Here is a 26,276-nt window from a genome sequence, read left to right as displayed (position 1 = left end):
GCGCCTGCTAGTCCGGACGAATCCGTAAGCGATAACCAGTGATTCCGCGACAAATTCGATCCCGAGGCAATTCTATTGGGTGTCGAAGCAGGAACGGATGGTTCGAAAAATGACAGCAACAGACTATTACGCTATTTTTGGCCAATCGAACCGACCAATAGCTGGTACGCGCCGTGATTCGTTCCCTCGTCGTGGTAGACGACCGGCTCTTCGATGGCGGCGAACGTCTCGCCGTCGAGTGTAGCTGCGGTGACAATACCATCCGTTTCGAGAGTGGTTCGGGAACCAGTATCCACCTCAAACATACGAAGTCCGTGAACGGTGCTATCACGCGCCCGGAAATGCTGTGCGCCGGGCACGGCCACGCTGTCGCCATCAGTGGCGATTTCGCCCGCAAATCCACCGACCGAATCCGTCCATATGCGCTCGCCATCGCAGTATCCGAAGATCGTGTGCTCGTCGGGATGGAGCGAGTCCGTCTCGCGCCCCTCGGTCGAGTAGGTGTTTCCGGTGACGAAAATGATGGCATCATCCGTCGCGTAAACGTGGTTCGGGTAGGCATACAGTATCTCGTCATCGATTTCGACCGGCATAGCGAGATCCGTCTGCCACCGTTCGGTGCCATCCGCTCCGAGGAGATAGCCATGGTAGTCGCCGTGGCTTGTGACTGAGGCCCCGTTTTCCATGAGCGAGACATCACCGACGCGCCGCTCGCCATCCGTACCGGGATCCCAATCATACAGTTCCGCGCCGGTTTCGGTGTCGAGAACGACCAGCCCGCACTGGTGGGTCCCGGGACAGCGGTTGTACGCGACCGCAAGGCGAGAGTCGCACACGTCGAGACTGATCGGCGAGGCATCGGTCTCGTAAGTCCACGAAACATCGCCATCCGCGTCGAAAGCATAGATGACGCTCGTGAACGACCGGTTTTCTCCATCGCGCTCGTAGCGACGTGCGGCGGCGTAGAGTCGTTTTTCGTCGGATGTGATGTCGGCGACGAATGGCAGGAAAAATCGAGACTGCTTCTGTGGATCGCCGATATCCTCGGCCGTAGTGTATCGCCAGCACGTTTCGCCGGTGTGGCTGTCGTGAAGCCGAACCTCACCATAGGAACCACGCTCGCCGACCGCGACGCCACCGCTGAACGGTACTACAAAAACGACAGCGGCCCGTTCGTTCGATGACTCTGCTCGCCAGCGCTCGTCGAGTGTCTCCCGGTCGTAGGCGAGCACGTCGCCAGCGGCTGTCCCGACGACAACCGCATCCTCGGTCAGCGCGACGGCCGATCGCCGGCCGGCGTGTCTGGACCGTGCCGGCTCAATGTCGCCGAGACTGACCACCCGGTATTCGACTGTGCGACTCATCTGTTCCGGTGTGTCACTCATCGACTGGGAACGTCTCGTGGAGCAGGTCATGGGTCTCGCCCACTCCCTCAAGGATGCTTTCGCCTTGCTTGGTCAATCGGCGGACCGACTGCTCGGCATCGCGGACCGCCACCAGCCGACCGCGGAGGTAGTCGTATTCCGGATCGTCTGCGTCAGTGGCGGCGATTTCTTCCTCCAAGTCCACGAGCGCCGCGTCGAGGTGGCGTTCAATTTCTGAGAGTGTTTTGGCCTTCGTGAGGGCCTCGATAGGTCCCTCCGGATGGCCATCGAGTTCTTTCTCGGCATGTTCACGCGCGCTTCGGTCCGCGGTGCCGAGGACGTTCATCAGTCCGAGTCGGAACGCTTCGAGTTCGTAACAGCTCATAGTGTTTGATCGACGAGGTCCGAAACGATGCGATCGCGGTCGAGGTGCGATGAGACGATGCGTTCTACGTCGTCAGTGCCGACACCGCCGTACCAAATGCCGTCGGGCGATACCGTGACCATCGGCCCGTCGCCACACCGCCCGAGACACGACGACCGAGTGATGCGAACGTCACATGCGTCCGAATCGCGCGCTTCCTGACGGAGGCGTTCGAGCACGGCTGGCGAGCCGTCTGTGGCGCAGGTCTGGTTCGTACAGACAGTAACGTGTTTTTCGGGCGCGTCGTGTCCGTGCGGATCGTCGGCGACGTTCTCACGGTCGGCGTGGGTCTCATTGTGGGTCAGCGCCCGGAGCATCGCCCGCGCACCGCCGGTGTCCTCCTCATAGCCGTCGAGTTCGACCTTGTACTTGCAAGTGTCGCACGACATCTCGACGCTCTCGGTTCTGGCTTCCTGCCAGCGGTCGGCGAGCACATCCAGTAGTCGTGAGTCGATGCCGAGCGGGTCGCCGGCCCCGGTATCGACGTAGGGATAATCGTCGTCGAATTCGGTCGTCCGATCGCGGACTCGCTCGGTGAGCACGCCATCGCCGAGCATGTACGGGAGCACGACCACGGCATCGGGCCGGTGTTTGGCGACCGAGTGCAACGTCTCGTTGAGGCGCGGTTCGGTAACTCCGATGAACGACGTCTCAACACGACTGAACGGCCGACCTTCATACAGCAGTCGGGCGAGTTTGTGCGCGTCGCTGTTGGCGTCCGGATCGCTCGATCCTCGCGCACAGAGCACCACCGCCACATCATCGGTCGCGCGGTCGATTCCCAACGCCGACTCGACTGCCGCTGCCCGGTCATCAAGTAAGTCGATAATGGCGGGGTGGACACCGAGGTGGGATCCGTTGTGGATTGTGAGTTCGGGGTGAGCCGTGCGGGCCTGCCGAACTGCCACCGGCACGTCGTTTTTGACGTGGCTCGCCGCGAACAGAGAGAGTTGGACCACACTCACCGTCGAGACGGTCGGTGCGAGTCCAACGATGGCGTCGGCAATCGACGGGGCAGCGAGCTCGAGGAATCCCGCATCGACGGGGACGCCCAATCGCTCTTCCATTCGGGCGGCCAGCGTGCGAACTTGCTCGTTCGACTTCTCGCGCCGAGAGCCGTGACCGACCAGCAGGACCGCCTCATCGTCAAGTTCGGCCGGTACGTCTTGAGCACTAGCCGTCATCCGAGATCACCGACATCGCTGCCGGTCGCGCGCTCGACGCTCCGGCGGAGTTTCTGTCGTCGTCCATCAGAGTAGCACCCCGATTCGTCGCTTCCGGTATAGACCCACTCAGCGAATTCCCCAGTATCCGCATCGTCTGCGAGTCCGAACCAGTAGCCGCCCGATGAAGTCTCGGCGAGGTCATCGGTAGGAACATGCAGGTTGGCGTCGGCGAGCAACGAGCGAATCGTCTGCAGCAGGCTCTCGTCGCCATGGACGAACGAAATCCCGACCGATCCCGATGATTCGCGGAAACAAACCGTTCCGCAGGCTTCGAGGAGGCCACGAACTAGCGGCGCGCGATGGTCGGCGAACGAATCGAATCGATAGCCGCCCGGCTGGCCATCGATTGGCAATCCGAGCGCCGCACCCGCGCGGTCAGCCGGAGAACCGAAGACCTGTATCTCGTATTCGTCCTCGTACCGGACGATGGAGGCATCATGGGCTGACTCGCGGGCGGCAACCTGGTGGCCGGTCCGGTCGGCACCTGCGATCGTCGCCAGCGCATCCGCCGCGCGTTCGTCCTCTGTGTGGACGGTCACGCAGTTCCCTGTGAGCTCGCCATCGCCCGCGACGCGACCCCAGAAATACGCCGTTTCCGGCGTGGCCGCGAGCAAGTCCTCGGCAGGTCCCGGGGCTGCGTCGGCAGTTTCACTCATCGTCCACCGCCGTCACGTTGATTGCACCGACTGGACACGCACGGGCGGCCTGCCGGGCGTCTTCAATTCGCTCGTCGGCGAATCGTGCGGTCAGTTCGTCGTCACCGTTGGCGCTGCCGTCGGTGTCGATAGTCGCCAGCCCGTCCGACGCCTCGGTGAAGCGGTTGTCGCGGACCAGACACGCGAAGATTCCGTCACAGGCGTCGCGGTCAAGTCGGACTTGGTATTCAATAGTCATATTTCGACTCGTAGCCCCGTGGCGTCACCATCCGATCGTCCCAGACGTAGGTTTCCTCGTTGCCGACGAGGATAGTAGTCGTCATGTCGATGAGGTCGGTCTCGCCGAGTTCCTCCAACTCGCCGAGTTCCACGATTTCGACTTCCTCGTCCTCGCGGCCCGCGCCGTGGACGATGCCCACGGGCGTGTCGGGTGCGCGGTGTTCCAGCAGGATTTCACAGCATGCCTCGAAGTTCTCGCGACGCTTGCGGCTCCACGGGTTGTAGATTGCAACGGTAAATCCCTCGCCTGCGACGGCGTGAAGCCGTGATTCGATGTCTTCCATCGGCGTGAGGTGATCCGACAGCGAGATGCTCACAGTGTCGTTGACGAGGGGAGCACCGAGCCGTGCGCCGCAGGATTGAGCGGCGGGAACGCCCGGAACGACCTCGAAATCCACCATGCTCGCCGTCGCGCCTTTAGATTCGAGGATTTCGAGCGCGAGTCCAGAGAGCGCATACACATTTGGGTCGCCGCTGCCGATGATGGCGACGTCGTTGCCCGCGAGCGCGCGATCGATTGCCTCCTCAGTGCGGGAGACCTCGCCGCACATCGGCGTGTCGTAGAGGTCGTCGGCTGATTCAATGACTTCTGCAGGCAGGAGGTCGATGTACGTCGTGTAGCCGACGATGTGTTCTGCCGCCATGAGTGCCGCACGGGCGCGCTGGGTCATTCCCTCGGCCTGTCCAGGTCCAAGACCGACCGCAACGAACCGGCCGGGGTCCGCATCGAAGTCATCGACCGTCGAGGCGACCTTCTCGTCGGTTTTCTCCTTTTTCGATGCGCCACAATTCGATTCCGACGATTCAGAGGAGCCACCGCATTTCGAGACACTGTCGTCGGTGCTCGCGGCGCTCGTGACGCCACCGTCAGTCTCTGTCGAGGCTCCGCAGTTCGATCTCGATTCCGTTTCGGCACTGTTCGAACCGCAGTTGGTTTCGGGTTCGGTACTCGCGTCGTTGTCGATGGTGTCGTCAGTGTTCATTTTAGAAGTCCTCCACGTCACGTCCGCCACGCGGGGTGACGAGGTACTGCCGGTGGTCGTTTTCCCAGACATTTGTCTCGTGAGTGCCGACGAGGATGGAAGTCCCCATCCCGCCGACCTCGTCGTCGTGATCGTTGGCGTCGCCGAGGGTGGTGATGGTGTGGGTCTCGTCGTCCAGATTCCGGCCCGCATCACCGCGTCCGGCATCATTGAAAATCCCGATGGGAACGTCGTCGTCGCGCTCCTCGCGGAGTACATCGATGGCACGCTCGTAATCCCGCCAGCAATTATAGAGGACGATAACGAACTCAGAGATGGCCGCTGCACGCAATTTCTCCTCAATTTCGTCCCAGCCGCGCCACTTGTCCGAGAGCGAAATCGTGCAGAAGTCGTTGCTGAGCGGCGCACCGAGGTTCGCTGCACCACCCAAAGCCGCCGTCACGCCTGGCACGATTTCGATGGGAACGTCGTTGGCGTCCTCGGCCTCGGCCATCGTGAACAGCAAGTCGGATTTTCCATAGACGTTCGGATCGCCGCCCGAGACATGGGCGACGTCCTCGCCGTTCCGAACCCGCTCGAACGCCTCACGAGCGAGTTCGACCTGTTGGCCCATTGAGGACCGGACGATTTCCTGTTCGGTTCCATCGGGATGAACCGCCATCCCGCCGTCGGTAACGGCATCTTCGGATGGAATGGTACCGTCTTGGCGCAGGAATTCCTGATAGAGGTTCGATGCGATCACACAGTCGGCCGTCGAGACGATGTCCTTCGCGCGCTGGGTCATCACATGGGGCAGTCCCGGCCCTATGCCGACGACATAGAGTGTACCCATCCCCTGGGTTGATTCGCTCGTCATCGTCCCACCGCCACCGTCACCGCATCGTCGAATCGTTCTTTCTCGCGCGTGAGTTCGTGGTCGCGCCCGCCAGCGATGGCCGATGCTTCGGCTATTCCTGGCCAGCCGATGAGTTCCTTCGAGCGCGACGAAGAGGGACCCTCGAACTCCTCCAAGGTTTCCTTTTCGAAGAGCACGACACCGGCACCGATTTCTTGAGCGGCATCGTACATCCCTTCTTCACCCTCTTTGCGGGTGCCGGTGGCAACGAAATCGACAGCCGCGAAGTCGAGTCCGAGGGCGGAAAGGGAATCTTGCCACGCATCAAGGACTTGCTCTTTCTTCACCCCCGAGACGGTACCCGTCCCGAGAACCACGCCCTCATCGCCGTTGCGTTTCAACACCGTCACATCGTCATCCACGAGGACCGCACGCGGGCCGTCAAGGCGGGCGACAGGTCCGAGTTCGTCGTTCAGCACTGCGAGATTCGTCGCCACGGTCGAATCGCCGTTGACGACGTGGGTGTCGAGGGCTTTCGCCTTGCTCTCGACGCCCTGCTTGCCCGCGGCCTCGCTCGCAGTGGTCATTGCGGGAACAGCACCCAATGTGGAGAGGTCGTGGGCGACCTGATTCGCACCATGATGGCCACCCGTGATGGGAATGGCCCACGTGAGTTCCTCGTCGACGACCACGATGGCGGGGTCGTCCCACTTGCTGTCGAGCAGCGGCGCGGTTTTACGCATCGCAATCCCCGAGGCCATCAGTCCGATGAAACAGTCGTACTCGCCCCAGTGTTCCTCGAAAACGTCGCCGTGGTACTCGATGATGTCCACGCGGTCGTAACCGTCGCCAATTCCATCCTCGATTTCGTGGGCCGTATCGAGTTTGCGCTCGAAGCTGATGATAGCGATTTCTTCAGCCACTTCTCCGTCCGAGTCCGCGGTCGAACAGTGGCCACCCGATTCCTCGTCCGTGTCGTCGGTGTTTGTGTCGGTTGTGTCAGTGCTCATGATTCAATCGTCCGCCTCGCTTTGTCCGCGATTCGCCCAGTCGCCGTAGAGATACGACCGCTCGTAGCCCGCTTTCCGCGCGGCATCGCCAATAACGACCATCGCGGAGGCACGGTAGCCTGCGTCTTCGAGTTTCTCGCCGATGGTGGCGATCGTTCCCTCCACGATGTCTTCGTCGGGCCACGAGGCGTGATAGACGGCGGCTACGGGCGTCTCTGGGTCGTGGCCCTCGTCGAGAAGTCGGTCCATTGTCTCGCCCACAGCGTGGGTTCCGAGATAGATGCAGGTTGTCACGTCGCCCATCCCGACGAACTCGCCGATGTGGTCCTCTTCGGGGTCCAAGGTTTTCCCCTGCGGCCGGGTGAACGCGACGTGGTTCGCCACGCCGTTCAGGGTGAGTTGGGTCCTGAGTGTCGCACTCGCTGCGAACGCTGAGGTCACGCCCGGCACGAGATACGTCCGAACTCCCTCGTGTTCGAGTGCGTCCATCTGTTCGAGCGCCGCGCCGTAGATCGCAGGGTCCCCGCTGTGGAGCCGGACGACGGTTCGTCCGTCCTCGTGGGCGTCTCTCATTAGCGGTACCAGTTCCTCCAAATTCTTGCCGATGCTCGATACCTGTTCGGCATCGGCACAGAACTTGGAGAGAAGCTCGCTATTGACCAGCGATCCAGCGTGGACAACCAAATCAGCTGATTCGACCAACTTCTTTCCTGTCACAGTGAGCAATCCCGGATCGCCGGGACCGGCACCGATGAACGGAATCCCCTCTTGCATTTCGCCGGCGGTTCGCTCGCCGATGCGCGGATCACGCTCGATCGTGCTGGCTGTCTCCGAATCGATGGCGTCCTGCGGGTCAGTCATCGCGAGACTCCCGAAACCTCGTCGCCACAGAGCTCACCCTCGGCGCGTTCGATTCGTGCGACCTCGCTCGGCGTCTCGTCGGTTAGCTCTCGATTTCCTTTGGATGTGGACCCGCCATCCGTCTTCGTCGCTTTGCCATCTGAGGTGGGTTCAGTCGTTGCGGTCTCGAACGTCGCGGTGGCGGGTTCTACATCGAGGTCGCGTTTTTCGGCATACGCCAGCGTATAGTAATCCCGGTCAGCCAGCGCCGCGGGGTCGTCGGTCACGATGGTCTCACCCTGCTCCATGTAGAGCCGGCGGCCGTACACGATGTCGTAACCCGCCGCCACGAGAGACTCGTGCGTCGCAGGTACGTCGGTGACTTTGAACAGCACCATCCGGTCCGGACCCGTGGGGGCCGCGCCGCGGGCGGCTTCGTGGAGCGCGATATCGGCTCCCGACGCGATTTCGATGCCGAGTGCGGTGGTGAAGGCCGTGACAGCACTCACGCCGGGTACGATTTCGATGTCGACGGCTGGATGAAATGCCGACAGCGTTCGCCGGAGGTGGCCGAACGTCGAATAGACGTTTGGGTCGCCCAATGTGACGAAGGCGACGGTCTCCTCGTGCGCACGCGGTGCGATCTCTTCGGCAGCCTTCTTCCACGCTCGTCGGAGTTCGTCCTCATCGCGAGTCATGGGAAAGTCAAGATTGCCGATGCGCGCTTTGGGAACGTGTTCGGTTGCAACCGACCGGGAGAGGCGTCCGGGCGAGTACACGACCGCGGCCGATTCGAGAATCCGCTTTCCCCGAACGGTCACGAGATCGGCTTCACCGGGACCGAGTCCGACACCGTGGAGAGTCATTGGGTTCCTCCGTCTGCCGCGACCTCGCCGGTCCCGCCAACGAGCATGTATACCGGGTTGTCCGAATCGAAACTCGTTGCGCCGGCGAGGTCGTAGCCGTGACTCACCTGAAATTGGACGATTTCATCAAGGAGGTCTCGTTCGCGGAACGCCTCAGCCGCCGCGCCGGCGATTTCGAGCCGCGAGACGTTCATGACTACCCTGTCGATGCCGGTTTCGACCGCGTGGTCGAGAACCGTCTCGTAGTTTCGACTGCCGCCGAGAAACAACACATCCGCGTCGTCTGGCAGCCCATCGGGTGCTTCTGCTTCGCGGAATTTCACGCCATTGACGTCGTTTGCGGAGAGGTTCTTCCGAGTGGTCTCCAATCGTTCCGGCTTTCGTTCGAGCGCAGTGACCCGACCGGCGCGCCGGGCCGCCTCGACCGTGACGGCTCCGGTACACGAGCCGACCTCCGTGAAATGGTCGGTCGGTCCGAGATCGAGTTTACTTAGAAGGACGGCTCTGACCTCCGGTTTCGTTGGACCGGCCTTCGCCTCGTGTGGAAGCGATACGCGGGACATCACTATAGACAACTCGCGTGGAGTGTAAAACAATTTTGGTTGTTGTAAGACGCCCTTGGTTGTGTAGATCGGGGGTGGCGGGGTCAAAAGACAACTTCACTCGGGGTAAAGCAAAAATATTTGAGTTATCACTGCTGAGCACGTATAATGTCGAAGAATACTGACGACGCCGACGGCTCCAGTGTTCTCCAAAGCAAACGCAACGCCACCAGATATCAAATCTTGGTACAGATTGCAGAGCGACAGCCGGCGGTAAGCCAACGGGAAATCGCTGACGCTATCGGTGTCACTGCCCAAGCAGTGAGCGATTACCTTCTCGACCTCGTCGAGCAGGAATATGCTATCAAACACGGCCGCGGCCGATACGAAGTTACCAAGGAGGGGGTTGACTGGCTCATGTCCCAAACCGATGAGTTGCACGAATTCGTCCAACACGTTTCTGAGGACGTCATTGGACAAGTGGAAACCGAAACTGCCATCGCAAAGACGGCAATCAGTGAGGGCGAAACCGTCTCACTCACGATGCAAGAGGGCGTATTACGAGCACTGTCTGGCGACGTCGGCAACGCAACTGCAGTTGCAGTAACGGATGCGAATGCTGACCGGGACGTTGGCATCACGAATTTCGACGGGGTCGTCGATTATGATGTAGGGACGGTGACGATTGTTTCGGTTCCTCACGTCGAAAACGGAGGAAGTGCAACAGTAGATCCCGATCTGGTATCCGACTATGTCGACACGCACGAACTGATTGCGACCGCCGGCACCGAAGCGCTAGCCGCAGTCCGCACAGCGAGCTTCGAACCGCATATCCGATTCGGTACTGTCGCTGCTGTACGGGAGGCGGCTATGAAAGGGCTAGATGTCCTACTGCTAGCCACAACGAACGTCCTTTCAGCGCATACGGACGAGCTTCGGGAAGGAAACATCAGCTATGAGGTAGTCGATGCCGCTGAAGAGTGATCGATCCGCGGTGAGTATTAGAAGAAAATCACAGTTCCGCTCATGAAAGCGACCGCACAAGCCCATCCGATTCAAGGCTTGATCAAGTATCATGGACTTAGAGATACCGAATACAATATCCCATATCATGACTCTATCTCTATTTGCACAACTCCATCGAAAACGCGCACCACTGTGGAATTCGGGTATAGAAGAGATTCCTGTCTCGTGAATGGCGCTGAAATCGACAGTGAGGGTTATGAACGAGCAACGACGGTCCTCAACCGGATTCGGAGTCTTGCAGGTATAGATACGTCTGCCCGGGTAGTATCCGAGAATACCTTTGAGTCAAATGTGGGTCTCGGTGCTTCAGCGTCCGCGTTTGCAGCACTTACGCTTGCAGCGGCGACAGCTGCGAAGCTAGAACTGTCCCGTAAAGAACTCTCTGCGGTAGCGCGGCGCGGTGCAACATCAGCAGCACGAAGCATAACGGGTGGATTCTCACACCTCCGATCGGATCGATGTGATGAAAACTGTGTCGCAGAGCCGATAGCGAACTCGTTTGACGAAGATATTCGGATTGTAGTGGGACTGGTATCACAGTATAAGCAGACCTCGCATGCACACAGGGAAACACCACAATCTCACCTTTTCGATGGGCGACTCGCGTATATACATGGCGCCTTAGCAGAGATGCGCGAAGCAATCCAAAATGGGAATTTTAAATCGACGTTCGCGCTCGCTGAACAAGACTCACTGAGCCTTCTCGCGGTAACAATGACCGGTCCTGAAGGCTGGATTTATTGGCGACCAGAAACCCTCCGTCTACTCTCATTAACACGTCGCCTGCGCGAAAACGGCATTCCAGTCTTTTTCTCATCAGACACGGGAGCAACCGCGTATCTCAACACAACCGCCGAGCACGCTGGGAAAGTTGCCAACGAAGTTGAAGCGCTAGGTATCGAATCTCGTATCTGGCAAGTTGGAGGAGGCGCTAAGATTGCTGATTACCATTTATTTTGAGTGATACGGACCCGATGGTATGAAATCCTGCTAACTCCCGAAGTATGGAAAAAGAACAGGTAGAGAAGGCCAATGATTCTATGGTGTCACAGAACGTGTGGCTCTGATCGACTCTCATGTTCAGGCCAAGAGAACTATTGAATGATCTTAGACGGCAGTATTCGAATCGATGTCCGTTCCCTGTCCAGGCTGGTCATCGCGACGGAGTTGACGGTACGCGTCAGTGAGTACAGCCATCAGATAGACCACCAGAACGGTTGAGAGGATACCCGTAGCGAGTTGTGAGACGATCGACGCGGGTGGCATGATGAGTCCAAGAACTATTGAGAGAATCATGTACACGACGAAGACGGCGACATACAGCCCGAGCAATCGCCATCGATTACCCGACGCGAGGCTCCAACTGTTTTTCATCGCGCTGAAGAAGCTCTCGTCTTCATCAGCGATGTAGATCACGGTGAACAACAAGCTCACCGTCAGGAACAGTCCCGGGATTATCAGCAGGATGAGCCCCATTGTTGACAGGATTCCGAGGACGATTCCGCCAACGACCGAATTGAGTACCACCCAGCCCATCCGTCGCGTGTACGTCTCACTGGTGATGGCAGGACGATCCGCGGTCATCACGCGAATCAGAACGACCGTGATCACTTGCAATGCGAGGAGCACAACGATCGAGAGCACTCCTGCCATGGTCGCCGATATTGGCAGCGATAGTGGGACTGAGGCCGTGGTTTCGGTAATCCCTGCCGGGAGGTCGAGACCTGCCAAAAACGCCTCAGCAAGGGTGTTCGACAATGCCAAGAAAGCGATCTGAGCGATACCGATCAGAACGACGAATATGAGCCCGGCCGTTGTGAGTGTCTTCGAGACGCCGTTGCCGAGTGCGCGTCTGATGTGCAACACCATGTACTTATTTCCATTCGCTATAGTATAAAATACCCAAGCATACGAAGACGCGCCGAAGTTAATCAAACTGCCCTTCTGATTTAGGCCAGCCAAAAGGTTGATTGGCGAGGGGGGTAGCATACTCTCTCGGAGAGGGCATCCGTACTATCCCTAGTTACTTGACTTCGCACGTTAGACGAACATCCCCTCAATTTGGTGCATTAGCTCGTCGGTGCTGCGGTCGGGACTGTTGAGCGCCCAGGAGAGAAGATTTTGAACGCTCTCGCGGAAGGATCGTTTGATGTCGTTGCGAAGTGAACTCGCGTGTGCGAGAATCGTTCCAAGGGCGCTGTCTGCAGCACCGAGCTTTAGGAGGCTGTAGGCCAACATCAGCAGGTGCCAGTGCCGACTGGCACCTGCGGCGTGCCGGAGCTCGCAGTCTCCCAAACCAAGATCTTGCTTGGTGTCCCTGAAGACCGTCTCCACTCGCCATCTCATCGCGTACAACTCGATGAGATGGCTCGCTGGCGCGTCGATCTTATTCGAAACGATGTACTTCACACTTGCTTCGCCTTCTTCGTTCGGTTCCTTCTCGGTGATCAGCAACTTCACCTCGCCGAGACGGCTGACGTCACGCTTCTGCGTCCAGATGTGGTAGGTTTCGCTGCTGATCGTGCGTGGGACTATGTCGATGCGCTTGCCGAGCGCATCGACACGGATTCGTTCACCACCGTAGCTCACGCGTGCGTTACTTTTGACAGCTGAAACCCACTCTTTGCCATAGGTTTCGAGGCACATGACGAACTCCTCGGAACAGTAGCTCGTGTCGAAGAGATAGGTGTCCGCGGGGACACCTATCTCGGAGAGTTCGTCGACGAGTTCGATAGCAAGCTCAACGCGTCGCTGTGCGTCTTTTTCGTAGAGACGGAAACCGAGCGGGTAGGTAGTTTTCTCGTCAGCATAGAGTGCGTAGATGAGATTCTGGCCCCAGATGTATCCCGGGACGGTGTAATCGTAGAATTTCCCGGCGTTGGGGATGTGTTCACCGACTTTGTGCGTGAAGGTGTCGTCGATGATGACGACACCTTCACTGGTCCATCGGGTCTCGTTGGCCTGCTGAAGGAGTTCGAGTCGTTCTCTGTTGAGTTGGTTTTCGTCCCAGTCGTACTCGGTGAGGAATTTGTTGAGTGCGCGTTCGCTTTTGGCTGGAAGAACGTGGTTCGAGATGCCCTGAACGGTCTTGTTGCTGGCGGCAACAAGACCTGTCACGTAGGTCTTGGCGTGGTGTTTCTGCCTCGTTGAGAAACACTCCAACTGGTCGATTGGCTCGGTACACGACAGGAACGACGTGATCGGTAGCATCAGCGTTTCACACGCTCTCTACGCGCTCAGTCAGCATAACGTGCGAAGTCAAGTAGTTAAGAGTGAGCAGGTCGAAGAGCTGGTTGTTCATGCCACTCAGCGACCTGCTCGATGATGCGTTAGGGACGACAGATAGTGACTGTTGGGACCGAGAGTGGACGGCGACGCCCGTCAGGGCGTTCACCGTCCAACTCCATTCTGCGGGACTGTCGCTCCGAGAGACCGTGGCGATCCTCGATCTCCTCGACGTTGACCGCTTCATGGGAACGGTCGACGCCGAGCCACTCGAAGACGGCGACAATCTCTCGGAGCGACAGCCCCATCGAATGGAGACGTACCCCGAACACCCTGATGGGTGTCAGGGTGCGCTCGTTGTCCCAAACCTCATCACAATCCACGCTCAACGTCTCTTCGAGCAGGTCACCGAGTTCCATGATCAGTTCTCGCTACGACCTGCTCATTCCTCAAGCCACCTCAACTAGAGAGTGCGGGGTGATACGAATTTATTAAGACAGATAACACTTATCAATGATAGTTGAGTATGTCGGCTATGCTTGGACTATTCCTCGATCAGACCACTAGCACAGCCTACCTTACCGTCTTACAGAGGCTAATGCGATGACAGCATCCAACGATGTGGATAGGCAAGAAGCATTCGCTCAACTCCTCACCGGAAAGCTCCTGAAGCCGGGTGAAGACGGATACGACGACGCGCGAACGGTGTTCAACGGCATGATCGACCGACATCCGAGGCTGATTGTACAATGTCTCGACACTGACGACGTGGTGGCCGCGGTCACCTACGCTCGTGAGATCGACACACCACTCAGTGTGAAGGCGGGCGGTCACAACACCACCGGAATGGCCATCGTTGACGATGGCCTCGTAATCGACCTCTCACGGATAAACGACGTCACGGTCGATCCCGTCGCGAAGAAGGCCCGCGTCGGGGGTGGTGCGCTGGTGAACGACCTCGACGCGGCCACAGAGGCCCACGGACTCGCCGTGACCACGGGGGCTCCCCCGAGGTCGGCATTGGTGGCCTGACTCTTGGTGGCGGCATCGGCTGGCTCATGCGTAACTATGGCCTCACGTGCGACAATCTCACCGGCGCTACGGTCGTCACAACCGACGGCGAGATCGTCCGGGCGAGCGAGTCGGAACACCCCGACCTCTTCGGGGGGTTGCGCGGCGGTGGGGGCAACTTTGGCGTGGTGACCGAGTTCGAATTCCAACTCCATGAGATCGGCCACGAGGTGCTCACCGTCCAGATCTTCCACCCGTTCGACGTCGCCGGTGAGGCACTTCGGATGTTCCGGGAGTTCATGATCGACGCACCCGACGAGCTCACCTGTTTCCCGATGATCATGACCATCCCGCCGATGGAGCCCTTCCCCGAGGAGCAGCAGGGCGAGACGGGCATCGCGTTCATCGGCTGTTGGTCGGGTGAGGTCGACGCCGGTCGAGTCGCGTTGGAGCCGCTCATTTCGTGGGGCGAGCCGATCCTCCCGATCGTTGAGTCGATGTCGTACACCGCGTTCAAGGCAACCTCCGACGAGGGCCAGCCAGGCCAGCGCTACTACGGCAAATCGGTGTACATCGAGGAGCTTTCCGACGACCTCATCGATACGCTCGTTGATGCGATCGATGCCCTCCCCAACCTGTTCTCGAGCGTCTGGTTCGAGTCGATGGGCGGTGCCGTCACCCGAGTCAGATCCACCGAGACGGCCTTCTCACACCGGGATGCGGCGTACAACGTCGGAATTGGGATCGGGTGGTCGGACCCAGCCGACGACGAGGCGATGATGGGCTGGGCCCAAGACATCTACGAGATGGTGCGACCGCACTCGACGGAGGGGATCTACGCGAACTACTTGATGCAGGACGACGACGTGAAGCACGCCTTCGGCGAGAACTACGATCGCCTCGTCAAACTGAAAACCGAGTGGGATCCTGAGAACGTGTTCCACATGACCCAGAACATCCAGCCGTCGGCTGACCTCCAAGCCACTTCCGACCAATCTCAAAATCGATTCCCGAACCGCTCTTTTTTCCTTCGGCCTTTGGCGAACTCTATAATCGGCCGTTGTCATTCTCCTCGGTTGTCAGTGCCATTCGAATCCGCGAGGATCTGCTGGAGGTGAGAGTGGACTAGTTGGGAGGCCAGAAGTGGGTTCCGGGTGATTGTACGGCCGGGGAGCGATATCATTCGGCGACGAAGGATAGAACAGCGACGCGAGAGCGTGGATGTGCTGACGGCCGACACCCAACTCGGTTTGACCGCCGCCGTACATCTGGATATCGTGATTGAGACAGTACTCGATCGAATTGAAGAGGCTCTCAAGCGTCCCGAATCTCGAAGGCTTGATGTTTAGCCAGTCGGGTTCGAACGGTAGTTGCTCGATACTCCTCACGCCCGTGATCGGCGCATCCCATGTGATTCGATGTTCAATGCCTTCGAAGAGTGCTTGTGTTTCGTCGGTGAGAACGGGATCTTCGATGAGCACATCAGGAAAATTCTCGATGAGACGCCGATAGAGGTCCGCATTCGAGGGCTGATCGACCATCGTTCCTTTGTATCGGCCTTTGAAGTCGAGAACCTGCACGGCATCGATCTCCGCGAGTTGTCCAATCAGTGTGCCTGTCCATCCAGAGTCGATGTCTAGCTTGAACTCCAAATTGGGGTTCAATTCAAGCCAAGTAGCTACTCGGTCAAACGTCGGGGGATTGCCAAGGCGGTTGCTCACAACGAACCGAACAGGGTCGTACTCCCGGTCGAGGACGGTGGCCAAATCCATTCGAGCCTGTTTGAGTGCGAGATCAAGGGCCGCGCTTTCGAGTGCCCACCGGCGGTAGTACCGAGACGCCTCACGTTCTGGTTCACGGTTGGGGAAGAGATCGATTCTGTCGAGCGCTGCCGAAAACGACGCTATCGTGTACTTCCCGGCAAGCGGGAGTTCAGACGAAGATTCGAGGAGCGCCTGATGGTCTACTTTGTCATAGGTAACGTCTTCGCCGTAGCCGATACTCTCCTGTCCGCGCAGTGCGATCTGAGTGCATGGTCTCCTGAATTCAGGAGTGTCTGGAGCGTGGTCTTGTATTGATAAGACGACGCTTGCACGGGCAAAATCCCCCGTGCAGTTCTGCTCGTGGTGGGTGAGTTCATAGCTGTCTATATCGAGCGGCAAGTCCTTCACCCGGTCATATAGTTGCATAGGATAGTTCTCTCTTGATTCCAGAAATGCGCTTATCGCTCCTTGTGGTACATATGAAGCGATAGCGGTGCGAACACGATAATGATTATGGCAGAGGCGATGAGCACCCATGTCACATCCATCAAAGCGACGTTTCCATGCATGAGGCCCCGGGAGGCGTCGACGAGATGCGTAACGGGATTCACGCTGACCACGGTCTGGAGCCACGCTGGCATGGTCGCCGGGTCGACGAAGATGTTGCTAACAAACGTCAGCGGGAAGAGCAGAAGAAAGCTCGCCGTCATAACGGACTCAGGGGTGTCGACGAGCAACCCCGCGAGAACCCAGATCCATGAGACGCTGAACGCGAAGACGAGCACCAGCGCGAGCGCGAGGAGCACTCCCACAATCCCAGCTCCGGGACGGAAACCCAGAACGACACCGAGCCCGACAACCATGAGCGCCGCCATCGAGTAGCGCAACACGTCGCCGAGGAGTGCCCCGACCAGCGGCGCAGGCTGCCAGATCGGGAGTGACTGGAAACGGTCGAACAAGCCCTTCTCGATGTCCGTGTTGAGGCCGACGCCCGTATAGACAGTGATGAAGACGATAGACTGGACGAGGATACCCGGCAGCAGGAACTGGATATACTGCTGTGGTGATCCGGCGAGAGCGCCCCCGAACAGGAAGGTGAACAGCAGCGTGAACATGAGCGGGAATGCCGTGACGTCGAGGAGCTGAAACGGCACGTGCTTGATCTTCAGGAGCGCCCGCCACCCGAGAGTGAGCGAGGCGGAGATTGGGCCTGGGCGAGACGGCCGTTCGACCCGCGAGAGGACATCGTCGAGATCCTCCTCGACGACTGTGTTCGATGGAGTGGTCTCGTTGCTCATGCGGCCACCTCCTCCGTCGTGTCCTCAGCGGGTTGACCGGTGAGTGCGAGGAAGACCTCGTCGAGGCTCGCCTGCCCGAGCGAGAACTCGGCGACATTTACGCCGGCATCCGAGAGTGCCGTCAGCACCGCCGCTGGCTCTTCATCGTGTGGAACGCTCGCGGAGAGGGTATCCCGGTCGGTTCCATTATGGACGTCCATGCTGAAGTGGTCTCGCAAGATAGCTTCGGCTTCTTCTCGGCGTCTCGGATCTTGGACTTGAAGATGGAGAGTGCTCGCACCCACGGCGGCCTTCAGTTCGCGGCTCGTCCCCTCAGCGATGACGCGGCCATTGTCGATGACGGCGAGGCGATCGGCGAGACGGTCGGCCTCGTCGAGATACTGCGTGGTGAGAAGAACAGTAGTTCCTTCGGCAGCGATGGCGCGGATGATGGCCCAGACCTGATTTCGGCTGCGTGGGTCGAGACCTGTCGTCGGCTCGTCTAAGAACAGCACCTCGGGTGTGACGACGAGGCTCGCGGCGACGTCGAGTCGACGCCGCATACCACCGGAGTACGTCCGTACCTGGCGCGTGGCAGCGTCTTCGAGGCCGAAGGCCGTGAGTAGTTCATCGGCGCGCTTCTTCGCGTCTCGCCACGAGAAGCCGAGCAGGCGTCCCACGAGGACGAGGTTCTCGTGTCCAGTGAGGTCCTCGTCGACCGAGGCGTACTGGCCCGTGAGACTCACCTTTGCACGGACGTCGGCTGCGTCCTGAACGACGTCGTGCCCGAGAACGGTCGCAGTGCCGGCGTCAGGGCGGAGCAACGTCGTGAGTATTCGTATCGCCGTGGTCTTACCGGCTCCGTTAGGACCTAAAAGCCCGTATACGGAGCCCCGGGGTATTCGGAGATCGATGCCGTCGATGGCGCGCGTGTCTCCGAATGATTTCTTGAGACCATCAGTTTCGATTGCGAGATCTAGTTTGTCGTCATACTTCTCGAGAGTGCGGTCACGATCGGCAGGAAGTGACGATGACGAGAGAGACTGACATTGGCTCGTCTCAGTAGAGTCTGTTCCCGCAATGTCTGACAGTTCTGTAACTTCAGCAGGACGTCGCGGCGGCTGGCGTTCGTTCATGCGCTCGTTCCTTCGTTCACGAGTCGTGGTCGGTTGTTCGCGAAGCGACGTGTTGCTTCGATCCCATCTGAATTGGTGGTGCTGACGCCTCGAGTGCTGGTTGCGGTCAGCAGACTCTTGGTGTACTTGTCGATAGTCATTGCTCTATATCTCCTCGCTTTCCATACGTTTTTTTTAGATGATAAACCTGAGCCATGTGTGGGGTGAAAGTGGTCGAATGAAGGTCTGAAATGGTTGTTCTTGCGTTCTTCAGTTGTATCTGATGACGGCTAGGTCGATTCATCATGCATAGATATATGTGTGAAATTTAGACTATCGGTATAGATTTCGAGTCCAGTCGTGCATGAGCAATCTACTTGCCTGATCTCAGATACCAGAATTCATCCTTCGACTGTCAATCCTCGTGCGAGGGTTGTGATCAACGTGTCCTGCATGTGGTAGTAGTAGCCTTCCTCGATACCCTCGAACTGACCCTCGTATTGCTCGTATTCGTCCTTGTGGAGCACCAACAGACCGATCGATGACCCCATGATGCCCAGAACAGTGAGTGGGTCCATCTCAGAGACTGGACCATCACTTCGACCCTGGATGTCTTCGATGAGAGGAATGAACTCCGCCATCTCGGTTCGAACTAGATTGTCGAGCTGCTCCGATTTTCCGCTTCCAATTATATCCTGGTAGTTGCCCTGAATGACTGTTTGCTGGATGAACCGGTTCCCTTCGCCGAACTCAGCATAACACCAGAACAATCGCTCCAGTGCCTCTTGGGGGTCGTTGACGCCCTCAAGCTCTGACCGGGCGGTTTCCATGTACTCCTGTAGTTCGCGTTCCAGAATCACGATGTAGAGGTCGGTTTTCGCGTCGAAGAACTGGTAGAACGTCGGTTTCGCGATCCCGACGGGATCTGTGATGTCCTCGACCGTCGTTTTCTTCGGTCCGTACGTGAGTAGTAATTCACGTCCTGTCTCGATCAACTGTTCTCGAATGCGATCTCGTTCCTCGTCGCTGAAACCACGCATACCACTCCTCCGGCCTGTGAATACATAACTAATACGGTCATCGTATGTGAATACATGACCGAAACAGATATCTGGTTATGGAGCCGAGTATCAGACATGGCAGCGATCGAAGTAAACGGTCTCACGAAAGACTACGGAGACGTTCGTGCAATCGAGTCACTATCGTTTGCCGTCGAAGATGGTGAAATCTTCGGCTTTCTCGGACCGAACGGGGCAGGCAAGTCTACCACAATTCGGACGCTGATGGGGTTCCAATCGCCGACCGAGGGGGGCGCGAGCGTGCTCGGCCACGACATCACCGACCGAAGCGCGATGATCGAGGCCAAGCGACACGTGGGGTACATCCCCGCGGAGATGGGTTTCGACGAGAGCGTTACCGGCCGGCGGTTTCTGCGGTACCAGGCGTCGCTCAAGGGCGATACGCGCAGCGATGAGTTGCTGGAACTGTTCGACCCGCCGATGGATCGCGAGATCGGCGAGTATTCGACGGGCAACAAGCGCAAGCTCGCGGTCGTGCTCGCGTTCATGCACGATCCCGACCTCGTCATCATGGACGAACCCACCTCGGGGCTGGATCCACTGATGCAGGAGCGGTTCTACGAGTTCATTCGCGGCGAACGGGCCAGGGGCAAAACGTTCTTCTTTTCCTCGCACATCCTGAGCGAGGTCCAGAAGATCTGCGACCGAGTGGGCGTCATCCGGAACGGCCACCTCGTCGAGCTCGAAGATGTCGAGACGCTGCTCGAACGCGGCGGCAAGCGCGTCTCGATCCGCGTCGCCGAACCTGTCGAGGCTGGCGCGTTCGCCATCGAGGGCGCACACGACGTGAGCGTCACCGGCGACGAGCAGCCAGTCCAGCCCACCGCCGCCGACGGCAGCGGAGACGGCCCATCGACGGAGAGCGATGACACCTCGTCGGACGGCCGTGATGGGACGAGCGTGAACTTCACGTACACGGGCGATTACAACGCCCTGCTCGAACACCTCATCGGGTACGACGTCCTCGATCTCGACATTGAGGACGCACCACTCGAAGACGTGTTCATGCGATTCTATGGTGAGGTCGACCCCGACCGCAAGTCGGGCACCGTCGGGAGACAGGCGAATGTTTGAGGTCGCACGCTACGAGGGCGAACGCAAACTGGTGCTCGGGGCCACTATTGCAATCGCGGCGAGTTTCTACGGCGCGATGTTCGTCGCGCTCTCGCCCGCCTATTCCGATTTCGACCTCGAAGCGATCTTCAGTAACTTCCCCCAGCAGTTCACCGAGGGGTTCGGTCTTGCGGCGTTCAACACCCTTCCGGGACTGCTCGCGGTCGAACTCTATCAGTTCGGCTGGATACTCGTGCTTGGCCTCTATCTCGCCTACACCGCTGCTGGACTGGTCGCGGGTGACATCGAGACAGGCCGGATGGATACCCTCCTTTCCGCGCCAATCTCCCGAACGAGACTCGTCGGTGAGGAATTTCTCTCCATGCTAGTGCCGATTCTCGCAGTCAACGCCATCACGCCGATCGTGCTCTACGTCGGTTCGGTACTCATCGACAAACCGCTCGACGTTACGAACCTCGTCGCGCTCCACGCGCTGGCGGTGCCGTATCTGCTGTGTTGTGCGGCGGTCGGGTTCGCACTCTCAGTGTTTCTCGGCAGCGAGAGCCTCGCCCAAAACGCCTCGGTCGGCGTGCTTGTGGTGGCCTTCCTCGTCGAGACGGCGTTCATCGGCACGGATCTGGAGTTCCTCGGCGTTCTCACCCCGATGAACTACTTCGATCCGACCGAGATTCTCGTCAACGCCAACTACGATCTCGCAGGCGCAGGAATCCTGCTTGTGGCCGCCGTGATATTGGTTCTCGCCGGTCAGTGGCGGTTCGGGTGGATGGATATCCAATGACTCTTAACGTCCTGCGTTACGAAGGAGAGCACCGACTCAAGAGCGCGTTCGGGATCAGCGTTGCGTTCGCGCTGCTGGCGATGTTGTTCGTCGCGTCCGCTCCGCTGATCACGACCAACATTGCCGCCAGCGCCCAGTTCAAGCAGGTCATGGCGGAGTTACCCCAGCCGTTCATCGAAGCGTTCGGTCTCCAGAGCATGACGAGTCTCGGAGGGCTACTCGCCGGCGAATTCTACACTCTGATGTGGGCGGTGTTTTTCGGTCTCTACCTCACGTACAGCGCGGCAGGGTCGGTTCGGGGCGATATCGACGAAGACCGGATGGACGTGCTGCTTGCGAACCCGGTCTCGCGGACGACCGTGCTCGTTGAGACGTTCCTCTCGCTGCTGGTACCGATCCTCATCGCCAGCGTCATCACGCCGGCGGCGATTTACGTCGGTACGCTATTCATCGACCCGTCGATAGCGGTGGAGGAACTCATCATGGTCCACGTACTCTCAATCCCGTACCTACTGTGTTGTGGGGCCATCGGGCTGGTGTTATCGGTGTTGCTTGACGACAAGGACACCGCCCAGAACGCGGCGATCGGCGTGCTCTTCGCGCTGTACCTGTTCCAGTCGTTCATCCCTGTGACGGACTACGGCTGGCTGGCAAACATCGCTCCGATGAGGTACTTCGACGCGAACGAAATCATGCTCGAAGGGACCTACGACTTCACGAGTGCGGGAATTCTGCTCGCTGCCACACTCGTATTGATAGCCGTGAGCCAGGTCCGTTTCACGCGGATGGACATTCAGTAAACTGGATACTGCTAGGTTGAACCATTCCGTTCGAGTGCTTCGACTGAGGCCCGATTCTCCAACGCTTGGTGACTTTGGTGACAAACCTGCATCGGATACGGCCACGACTATTCTCAGTACCTCTCTGTCACCAACCCCTCCGCCTAACGCAACCGATTGCTTTCCATATTCCCACCACAGCTACATTCCCTGCTGAATACACTCTCTGAGTCGGTCAGGCAAGAGCTAACAGGATACAGCAGTTCTGAACGACGATACGGACGACACAGCCCGTATTCATCAATCTGCCCCCCGTCGAACGCCTCTCAGAGTATGAAATTTCCACGAGTAGGCTGAAGACGGCGATTGTTCGTCCTAAACGTACTGGAACGACAGGAATCGATTCATTTTTCGAGTCACCGACAGAAGTCACCGCCATGTCTGACCGGTCACCGATGAGTGTCCTTCTGCCGACGACGAGGTGGACCGACGCATGCGGGGAGCTGGCCGCCCAACTCGGAGATAGCGACGAGCTGTTGGTCATCCACGATAGCGGGGACGACCCCGTCACCGGTCAGGAAAATCACTACGAAGGCGTCCAGCTCGTCGCCGCAGGGGAGCCGGAGGGCTGTTCGGGAAAGGCCAACGCCATCGTCACCGGGATGGAGGCCGCGCGCCACGACCGCCTCGTCTGGACTGACGACGATTTCCACCACCCTCCGGACTGGCTGGCGACCCTCAGCGCGGACTATGAGCAGCGTGGCCCGGTGTCAGAGGTACCGTATTTCGTCGGACAAGACCCTCTGTCGGTGCTGCTCGAACCACTGTACGCCTCAGCAGGCTCACTGGGCCTCTACCTCGGCAACCAGATATGGGGTGGCGCGGTCATGTTCGACCGCGGCGACATCGACGAGACAGCGTTTCTTGATGAACTGCGGCGGACCGTCAGCGACGACGGACTCCTCATGGAGTACCTTGAGGTGACGACGGTCGGCCGGACACACATCGTTCCCATTGGTGGGACCATTCACGAGGCGATTGAGCGGCCAGTCCGGTGGACGAAGATTCTTCGGTGGCATTTCCCCGGCACCGTCACCGGGATCTGTCTCGTTTTGGTGCTCGCACTCGTGGCTGCAATCTTGGCCCCGCTCCCTATGGTGGTGGCCTTGACGATGTTGCACTTCGCCGTCAACGAAGTCCTGGGCGTCCGTCGGTGGACGGCTGCGCTCGCCTACCCGGCACTGTTCGCGTTCGTGCCTCTCGTCCCGTACGCGCTGGTCCGCCGGACGTTCGTCTGGGGCGGCCGGCGATATCGCTGGCGCGGGAAGTTCGACGTTTCGGTTGTCAAGTAGCGTCCCCACAGCACCCAGGTGATGAACTACCACCCCAAGTCACTAGACGGCCCCCTCTTCGTGAGCGAGCGCGACAGTGGGGAGCGAATGTAACGTCGGGAGACAGACAAACGATATGTTTATGCCAGTGATAGGTAAGCCTGTCGTATGTTTGACCTCAGTGTACTGATCGCATTCATTCCTGCTGCATTGGGTCTCATCGTCGCTCCTGGGCCGGACAGCATTTACACGCTGACCCGAGCCATCAGCGACGGACGAGCCGCAGGCATCACCGCCGCGCTTAGATCATCAAGCGGCAGTATCGTTCACACGGCTGGTGCTGTTCTGGGACTGTCGGCCATCTTCAGGACATCAGCGCTCGCGTTCACCGCAGTAAAATTCGTTGGCGCAGGCTACCTCGTGTACTTGGGCATTCAAACGATTCTGAATCGTGAAGAATTCGAGATCACACATGAGACGACCGAGTATACCCCGGCAGAGTCATACCGCCACGCGCTCATGATCAACGTCCTTAATCCGAAGGTTGCCATCTTCTTTCTGGCGTTTCTTCCGCAGTTTGTTCAATCGAATGGGAACGTTCCGCTCCAAATTTCGCTTTCAGAGTGATTTTCGCAACGCTCGGGTTTCTGTATCAGGCCGCACTCGCCGTCTTTTCCAGTAAGACTCGGCGAGTAATTGCCGAGCGCGAACTCGTTCGGAGTGCTCTCCGATACGCAAGTGGGAGTGTCCTTGTTGGGTTTGGGATCAGACTGGCGCTCGAAGAGCGCGCGAGTGGCTGACCCCTCTGAATCGGTCAGGCGAGAGTTGGCAGAGATACGGCAGTTCTGAACGACAGTGCTGACTACAGAGCGCGTATCTTGCACGCCACGCTCATCCTTATCCTGCCAGTGCCGCGGTAGTGGAGGTGGTGCAGCAGCGAGTGACAGAGCATCCACCCGATTCTGTTTCGCTCACGTCCATTCTTCCTCAATACGATTCGCTAGGTCTTCGCGCTCGCTATCGATTCTCATGGCGGTTTTATTACAAGTGAGGCTGTGTCACATGATGTGATGAAATCCGATGCATTCGGTCGTGCTATTCACGACTATCAGCGCGGCAAAATGGATGAACCACTTATTCAACGGGATGGTAAAGAAGCCCGTGAGCACCCAGTTGAGGAAAACTACTTTGGCGAACTCGATCCTACTGCCGGTAAGCGTGGTGGGTGGCGCGTGTCGTGGCTCGATGGCCCATTACTAGATATGGGTGCAGGTGCGGGGCGTGATACGGTCTACTTTCAGGATCACTTCGAAACAGTCGCCATCGAGGTGAGTGAGCACCTTGTCGAGACGATGCGTGAGCGTGGTGTCAATGACGCTCGTTATGCCGATATGTTCGCGCTCCGCAAGACGTTCGAACGCGACCGATTCCAGTCGGCGCTCGCAATTGGAACCCAGCTAGGTCTCGCGGGGTCAATGCAAGGTCTTCGCCAGTTTCTCGGCGATCTCGCGTTCGTGACGACATCCGACGCAACTGCCGTGCTTGACGGCTTTGATCCTGAAGAGGAGGAATCCGCCAATATGCTCGGGTACCGAGCCGATCCGACAACTGGACTCGCCTACCGGGTGATGCACTTCGAATATGAGTGCGATGTTGATAAGACGCTTTTATTCCGGCTATTCAGTCCAGACAGGGTGCAAGAGGCTGTGGTGGGTACCGAGTGGGATGTTGCTAAGATTAGTCGACCTACCAACACATACAGACCTCACTATCAGGTAGCGCTGTCGAAGTCGTAACGGTTCAATTCACCCTGTAGTAGCCACTTGAGTGCTGACAGCGGTTGCCTCCACTGCTAAGAAGGCAAGAGATAGCGATAGAGACCAGATGCGAGATATAGCCTCTACATCTTGCACGGGCGTTCTGCCAGAAACCCAGTAAGTAGCTCAGTTACTGCTGTATACAGAGCGCGTATCTTACACATCGGTAGGTCAAGTCGAGGTGTCTCACCACGTTCTGCTTATTACTACTTCGGCGGTTGAACCGATACCGCCGAAGTAGCATGAGTAAACCGGCTGTTATCTCTCTATGAGTTCTTTCTTCACAGTCTTTTGATGTCCTGGGCAACTTCAGACAAATCGTTGTTGAACTGATGTCCGCGGCCATCAAATTCGCGAAACGTTGCCTGCGGGAGTTTTTCAGCGTACAGCGCGAGGTGGGCAAACGGTACTATTTCGTCGTCGCGGCCGTGGTAAAAGAATACAGGCAATTCACTCGGGAGCTTTGACGCAACGTTTTTCTCCAGTTCGTATTCACTGACTTGCCAACCTTCGGGACCCCAGTACGGCAGTGCGATAAGGAATATACCGCCAATAGACGTTTCTGTCTTCTCTTCGGAAAGACATTTCAACAGAATCGAACCGCCCAGAGAGTGTCCAAGGAGAATCACCTCGCCATCCAGCACAGCGAGTTCCTTTCCGATCTGATTTTTCCATGCCTCGTATCCAGAATGATCTTCATTTGGCATCTGTGGGTACTGCACCTCGTATGCAGTCCCTAATCCATCCCGCAGCTCTGCTGCCAATTTTTTGTCTTCTTCGTACCCACCGGCACCATGAATAAACAGCACTTGTTGTTTCATAGAATCTACTCTCGATAGGTGTCTATTCCATCTATCGAGTTATAGAAGCGCTAAGCGGCGAAAGTGGACTAGCCACTCCCTGCGATGTTTAGTCAATCACTGTCAGCTTGGGATTCTGGCTACTCTGCATCAACCGCCGAAGTAGTATTATACAC

27 protein-coding genes and 3 pseudogenes are annotated in these 26,276 nt (G+C 58.2%); 11 read left to right on the top strand and 19 right to left on the bottom strand.

Going from position 1 to position 26,276, the window contains the following annotated elements:
• Window positions 1-131: 131 nt before the first annotated feature.
• From ACP97_RS18600 to cbiT, 11 genes are read right to left on the bottom strand one after another with little or no spacing between them, the layout of a single operon-like run.
• Entirely contained in the window at window positions 132-1,364 is a 1,233-nt protein-coding gene (locus tag ACP97_RS18600) for an outer membrane protein assembly factor BamB family protein (protein ID WP_049999356.1), read from the bottom strand.
• 13 nt (window positions 1,365-1,377) lie between these two features.
• Complete coding sequence (locus ACP97_RS18595; protein ID WP_049999337.1) at window positions 1,378-1,749, bottom strand: DUF3209 family protein; 372 nt, start codon at window positions 1,747-1,749, stop codon at window positions 1,378-1,380.
• Window positions 1,746-2,972: a CbiX/SirB N-terminal domain-containing protein gene (locus ACP97_RS18590; RefSeq protein WP_049999336.1), complete on the bottom strand. Its 1,227-nt coding sequence runs from the start codon at window positions 2,970-2,972 to the stop codon at window positions 1,746-1,748. Before ACP97_RS18590 ends, ACP97_RS18595 begins: the two co-directional genes overlap by 4 nt.
• On the bottom strand, window positions 2,969-3,670 hold the full coding sequence (locus ACP97_RS18585) for a hypothetical protein (protein ID WP_049999335.1): 702 nt from the start codon (window positions 3,668-3,670) through the stop codon (window positions 2,969-2,971). The genes ACP97_RS18590 and ACP97_RS18585 overlap by 4 nt, the downstream gene beginning before the upstream one ends.
• The gene (locus ACP97_RS18580; protein ID WP_049999334.1) at window positions 3,663-3,908 is read right to left on the bottom strand and encodes a ferredoxin; all 246 of its coding nucleotides are present in this window, start codon (window positions 3,906-3,908) and stop codon (window positions 3,663-3,665) included. Before ACP97_RS18580 ends, ACP97_RS18585 begins: the two co-directional genes overlap by 8 nt.
• Window positions 3,898-4,932, bottom strand: a complete 1,035-nt coding sequence (gene cobJ, locus ACP97_RS18575) for a precorrin-3B C(17)-methyltransferase (protein WP_049999333.1) — start codon at window positions 4,930-4,932, stop codon at window positions 3,898-3,900. Before cobJ ends, ACP97_RS18580 begins: the two co-directional genes overlap by 11 nt.
• 1 nt (window position 4,933) lies before the next feature.
• Window positions 4,934-5,788 carry a precorrin-3B C(17)-methyltransferase gene (locus tag ACP97_RS18570; RefSeq protein ID WP_049999332.1) on the bottom strand — a complete coding sequence of 285 codons (855 nt, stop codon included), beginning with the start codon at window positions 5,786-5,788 and terminating at the stop codon, window positions 4,934-4,936.
• Window positions 5,785-6,777 (bottom strand): cobalt-precorrin 5A hydrolase, encoded by a 993-nt coding sequence (gene cbiG / locus ACP97_RS18565; RefSeq protein WP_049999331.1) that lies wholly within the window; start codon window positions 6,775-6,777, stop codon window positions 5,785-5,787. Before cbiG ends, ACP97_RS18570 begins: the two co-directional genes overlap by 4 nt.
• Window positions 6,778-6,780: 3 nt before the next feature.
• Window positions 6,781-7,638, bottom strand: coding sequence for a cobalt-precorrin-4/precorrin-4 C(11)-methyltransferase (locus tag ACP97_RS18560; RefSeq protein WP_049999330.1), 858 nt, complete (start codon window positions 7,636-7,638; stop codon window positions 6,781-6,783).
• Window positions 7,635-8,483, bottom strand: a complete 849-nt coding sequence (locus ACP97_RS18555; protein WP_049999329.1) for a cobalt-factor II C(20)-methyltransferase — start codon at window positions 8,481-8,483, stop codon at window positions 7,635-7,637. The genes ACP97_RS18560 and ACP97_RS18555 overlap by 4 nt, the downstream gene beginning before the upstream one ends.
• On the bottom strand, window positions 8,480-9,046 hold the full coding sequence (gene cbiT, locus ACP97_RS18550) for a precorrin-6Y C5,15-methyltransferase (decarboxylating) subunit CbiT (protein ID WP_049999328.1): 567 nt from the start codon (window positions 9,044-9,046) through the stop codon (window positions 8,480-8,482). Before cbiT ends, ACP97_RS18555 begins: the two co-directional genes overlap by 4 nt.
• Before the next feature lie 147 nt (window positions 9,047-9,193).
• On the opposite strand from cbiT, the gene ACP97_RS18545 reads away from it, so the two are divergent.
• Window positions 9,194-10,009, top strand: coding sequence for a DUF7839 domain-containing protein (locus ACP97_RS18545; RefSeq protein ID WP_049999327.1), 816 nt, complete (start codon window positions 9,194-9,196; stop codon window positions 10,007-10,009).
• Window positions 10,010-10,051: 42 nt separating this feature from the next.
• A complete protein-coding gene (locus ACP97_RS19470; RefSeq protein WP_079977724.1) occupies window positions 10,052-11,011 on the top strand; it encodes a GHMP family kinase ATP-binding protein in 960 nt (319 codons plus the stop codon).
• 147 nt (window positions 11,012-11,158) lie between these two features.
• Here the strand turns inward: ACP97_RS19470 and ACP97_RS18540 are convergent, their stop codons facing one another.
• Window positions 11,159-11,986, bottom strand: coding sequence for a hypothetical protein (locus tag ACP97_RS18540; protein ID WP_237561245.1), 828 nt, complete (start codon window positions 11,984-11,986; stop codon window positions 11,159-11,161).
• Window positions 11,987-12,091: 105 nt separating this feature from the next.
• Complete coding sequence (locus tag ACP97_RS18535; protein WP_049999326.1) at window positions 12,092-13,261, bottom strand: IS701 family transposase; 1,170 nt, start codon at window positions 13,259-13,261, stop codon at window positions 12,092-12,094.
• An 89-nt stretch (window positions 13,262-13,350) separates the two neighbouring features.
• On the opposite strand from ACP97_RS18535, the pseudogene ACP97_RS20970 reads away from it, so the two are divergent.
• A pseudogene (locus ACP97_RS20970) lies at window positions 13,351-13,533 on the top strand (IS6 family transposase); the annotation flags it as partial.
• Here the strand turns inward: ACP97_RS20970 and ACP97_RS19465 are convergent.
• Window positions 13,515-13,695: pseudogene (locus ACP97_RS19465) on the bottom strand (IS6 family transposase); the annotation flags it as partial. The pseudogenes ACP97_RS20970 and ACP97_RS19465 sit on opposite strands and share 19 nt — an antisense overlap.
• 184 nt (window positions 13,696-13,879) lie before the next feature.
• Between ACP97_RS19465 and ACP97_RS18525 the strand changes: the two are divergent.
• Window positions 13,880-14,355, top strand: a pseudogene (locus ACP97_RS18525) (FAD-binding oxidoreductase); the annotation flags it as partial.
• Complete coding sequence (locus tag ACP97_RS21105) at window positions 14,335-15,405, top strand: FAD-binding oxidoreductase (RefSeq protein WP_049999323.1); 1,071 nt, start codon at window positions 14,335-14,337, stop codon at window positions 15,403-15,405. The pseudogene ACP97_RS18525 and the gene ACP97_RS21105, both read left to right, overlap by 21 nt.
• Here the strand turns inward: ACP97_RS21105 and ACP97_RS18515 are convergent.
• From ACP97_RS18515 to ACP97_RS18500, 4 genes are all read right to left on the bottom strand, one after another.
• Complete coding sequence (locus tag ACP97_RS18515) at window positions 15,367-16,476, bottom strand: enolase-like domain-containing protein (RefSeq protein WP_049999322.1); 1,110 nt, start codon at window positions 16,474-16,476, stop codon at window positions 15,367-15,369. The genes ACP97_RS21105 and ACP97_RS18515 overlap by 39 nt on opposite strands.
• A 32-nt stretch (window positions 16,477-16,508) precedes the next feature.
• Window positions 16,509-17,348: an ABC transporter permease gene (locus ACP97_RS18510; RefSeq protein WP_049999321.1), complete on the bottom strand. Its 840-nt coding sequence runs from the start codon at window positions 17,346-17,348 to the stop codon at window positions 16,509-16,511.
• Entirely contained in the window at window positions 17,345-18,229 is an 885-nt protein-coding gene (locus ACP97_RS18505; RefSeq protein ID WP_237561248.1) for an ATP-binding cassette domain-containing protein, read from the bottom strand. Before ACP97_RS18505 ends, ACP97_RS18510 begins: the two co-directional genes overlap by 4 nt.
• A gap of 614 nt (window positions 18,230-18,843) precedes the next feature.
• Window positions 18,844-19,482 (bottom strand): TetR/AcrR family transcriptional regulator, encoded by a 639-nt coding sequence (locus ACP97_RS18500; protein WP_049999320.1) that lies wholly within the window; start codon window positions 19,480-19,482, stop codon window positions 18,844-18,846.
• A gap of 96 nt (window positions 19,483-19,578) precedes the next feature.
• Here ACP97_RS18500 and ACP97_RS18495 point away from each other — a divergent pair, with 96 nt between their 5' ends.
• The 6 genes from ACP97_RS18495 (at window position 19,579) to ACP97_RS18470 (ending at window position 25,279) form a co-directional block, all read left to right on the top strand.
• The gene (locus tag ACP97_RS18495; protein WP_049999319.1) at window positions 19,579-20,595 is read left to right on the top strand and encodes an ABC transporter ATP-binding protein; all 1,017 of its coding nucleotides are present in this window, start codon (window positions 19,579-19,581) and stop codon (window positions 20,593-20,595) included.
• The gene (locus tag ACP97_RS18490) at window positions 20,588-21,373 is read left to right on the top strand and encodes an ABC transporter permease subunit (RefSeq protein WP_049999318.1); all 786 of its coding nucleotides are present in this window, start codon (window positions 20,588-20,590) and stop codon (window positions 21,371-21,373) included. Before ACP97_RS18495 ends, ACP97_RS18490 begins: the two co-directional genes overlap by 8 nt.
• A complete protein-coding gene (locus ACP97_RS18485; protein WP_049999317.1) occupies window positions 21,370-22,173 on the top strand; it encodes an ABC transporter permease subunit in 804 nt (267 codons plus the stop codon). Before ACP97_RS18490 ends, ACP97_RS18485 begins: the two co-directional genes overlap by 4 nt.
• Window positions 22,174-22,589: 416 nt before the next feature.
• Window positions 22,590-23,504 carry a glycosyltransferase family 2 protein gene (locus tag ACP97_RS18480; RefSeq protein WP_049999316.1) on the top strand — a complete coding sequence of 305 codons (915 nt, stop codon included), beginning with the start codon at window positions 22,590-22,592 and terminating at the stop codon, window positions 23,502-23,504.
• A gap of 147 nt (window positions 23,505-23,651) precedes the next feature.
• Window positions 23,652-24,110: a LysE family translocator gene (locus ACP97_RS18475; protein WP_237561244.1), complete on the top strand. Its 459-nt coding sequence runs from the start codon at window positions 23,652-23,654 to the stop codon at window positions 24,108-24,110.
• Between the two features lie 443 nt (window positions 24,111-24,553).
• Window positions 24,554-25,279 (top strand): methyltransferase domain-containing protein, encoded by a 726-nt coding sequence (locus ACP97_RS18470; RefSeq protein ID WP_049999315.1) that lies wholly within the window; start codon window positions 24,554-24,556, stop codon window positions 25,277-25,279.
• A 302-nt stretch (window positions 25,280-25,581) separates the two neighbouring features.
• On the opposite strand, the gene ACP97_RS18465 is transcribed toward ACP97_RS18470, so the two are convergent.
• Window positions 25,582-26,121, bottom strand: a complete 540-nt coding sequence (locus tag ACP97_RS18465; protein WP_049999314.1) for an alpha/beta fold hydrolase — start codon at window positions 26,119-26,121, stop codon at window positions 25,582-25,584.
• Window positions 26,122-26,276: the final 155 nt, after the last annotated feature.

The sequence above is a fragment of the Halococcus sediminicola genome, assembly GCF_000755245.1.
Taxonomy (GTDB): Archaea; Halobacteriota; Halobacteria; order Halobacteriales; family Halococcaceae; genus Halococcus; species Halococcus sediminicola.
This window is presented reverse-complemented; position numbering and strand designations above follow the sequence as displayed.